Origin of the sequence: Synechococcus sp. H55.11, assembly GCF_047462475.1 — a bacterium.
Lineage (GTDB): Bacteria > Cyanobacteriota > Cyanobacteriia > Thermostichales > Thermostichaceae > Thermostichus.
In genome coordinates, this window is sequence record NZ_JANSJI010000158.1 from 1 (window position 1) to 1,562 (window position 1,562).

2 protein-coding genes are annotated in these 1,562 nt (G+C 58.2%); one reads left to right on the plus strand and one right to left on the minus strand.

Annotated features, from left to right (window positions below):
- Window positions 1-209: hypothetical protein (locus tag NW853_RS06860; RefSeq protein ID WP_414348535.1), on the minus strand; the 209-nt coding region annotated here is incomplete at its 3' end.
- A gap of 334 nt (window positions 210-543) precedes the next feature.
- Between NW853_RS06860 and NW853_RS06865 the strand changes: the two genes are divergently transcribed.
- The coding region (locus NW853_RS06865) for a hypothetical protein (RefSeq protein ID WP_414348537.1) at window positions 544-1,562 on the plus strand (1,019 nt) is incomplete at its 3' end.

The window sequence follows — 1,562 nt, forward strand, 5'->3', positions numbered from 1 at the left end:
GGCCCAGGGCGGAAGGTGATGGGTGTGAGGTTGGGCGAGATCGTGGGGGCCACGGCCACGGGAGGAGGCGTGGATCCATCGGCGGTCAAGAGGGGTGGCAGGCCGCCCGTGGTCTCGCTGCTGCAGGCAGTGGCTAGCGCCAGCGAAGCCCAAGTTGCCAGAAGAGAAAGGCCGCCACGGCCAGGGCCTGAGCCAGAACGTCGTTTCATCGGGGAATTCTCCACTCACTCACACCACAGCAAATCTTTCCAACAGCGCCCAGCCGGGATCCACTGAATCTGCCCCTGTGCATTGGCAAGATTATGAGGGATCCCGTTTCAAAGGCGGATGCCTGCTGTTAGTTCTACTGCATCTCAGGGCGTTGTCAAGCAAGCGGCAGAGCAAATCCAAGAAATTTTTCCGGAAATGGCCCATCTCCTAGATATGGGGTATCATAGCCTCGAACAGGGGCGGCCAGCTTACCTGTAGCGTTGGGGGTTGGGTGCCTTTTCCTCCATTTTGTGTGTGGATTTCCCCAGATTAGGGTGTGTGAGGCAGTGCCGTATGAACTTCAAAGGTCGCTCATTGGCAGTTTTGTGTGGAGTCTTGCTCCTAGGTGGCTGCGGTCAAATTGACGAATCCCCCGCCTTGCCGGGGCCTGTCCAGGTGGATCCCACAGCGTTTGTCTCGGCGCAGGAGTATCGCTTTACCCCCGGCTCGGTGCTGGAGACCACCAGCTTGCGGTTAGATTTCGTCAACCCAAAATTTGACAACGGGATCCCTGTGCGGAGTAGCGGCTTTCAAGGCAGCGGAGAAGCCCGCATTACCAACGTAGAGGCCCGCATTCTGCCCGTAAATGAGATCCCAGCCAATGAACTGACAATTGACTCAACCCTTCGCTCCAGCACACTGGCCATCCAGATTGCCCGATCCACGCCGCTGGTGAATCTCATCGCCTTCGGGCCTAACGACGGCAGGCTATCTACGCAATTCAGCATTGCCGGGCTGGTTGCCCTTTCGACAAACCCCAACGACCAGCGCATTCGAGTCAATACAACCTTTAGAGCTGCCGATCCGGATACGGAAACTGTTTTGACTTTAACCGTGCGCCGCATCTTGGTTAGCCGCAATGGCAACCAAGTCGTCTTAGAGGGAGATTCTTCTCTTATTGTCCCTACCGTGGGGGTACTCTATGAAGATCCCGGCCCTAATGGCAACCCACCGGCAGGATCCTTTGTCAATCCTCCCCCACCTCAAGGGCCTGTCACTGCCATCCTGCAAACCGGCAGTTTCTCCGCCAGCTTTGTGGTGCGGCAGCGGGGCGTGGCCGGCGATGGCACTCCTGAAGATGCCCTGGCTCTCTTTGCCCGCCTGAACTTCCGCCCCAACCAGGCGGAAATCGTCTATCGTCCCGCCCAGGTGGGTACGCAGTCGGTGCTATTTGCTCCGGATCCCACTCGTCCGAACATCTTGCCCAACCAGTTGGTACGCATCCGGCGTCTGCTGAACGGTCGGGTACAAGCGGAGTTTGACCCGGCCAATGTCAGCACAGTCCTCAACTTTGTCCAGGTCAGCCCGCCGCC